The organism is Pseudomonas sp. HY13-MNA-CIBAN-0226, assembly GCF_040310305.1.
Classification (GTDB): domain Bacteria; phylum Pseudomonadota; class Gammaproteobacteria; order Pseudomonadales; family Pseudomonadaceae; genus Aquipseudomonas; species Aquipseudomonas gregormendelii.
The window spans coordinates 1-258 of the sequence record NZ_JBEOPS010000393.1; the positions used below are offsets into that span (position 1 = coordinate 1).

General features: G+C 62.4%; 1 protein-coding gene. It reads right to left on the reverse strand.

Annotated features, from left to right (window positions below; translation table 11 throughout):
- Nucleotides 1–258: sigma 54-interacting transcriptional regulator (locus AAEZ05_RS29230; protein WP_350650115.1), on the reverse strand; the 258-nt coding region annotated here is incomplete at both ends.

Below are 258 nucleotides of genomic sequence, written 5' to 3' on the forward strand. Positions count from 1 at the left end.
GCAGGTTCTTGAGGTAGTCCTCGGTCTCGCTTTTGAGCAGCTTGGGCTCCACGGCCAGCTCCAGGGCGGCGCGGCTGAGGAAGTGGCGGGCGAGGGTGGGGATGTCTTCGCGACGGTCCGACATGCGCGGGATGTGGATGCGGATCACGTTGAGGCGGTGGAACAAGTCCTCACGGAATTTACCCGCATGCACCAGTGTTTCCAGGTTCTGGTGGGTGGCCGCGATAATGCGCACATCCACCTTGACCGGTGTATGCC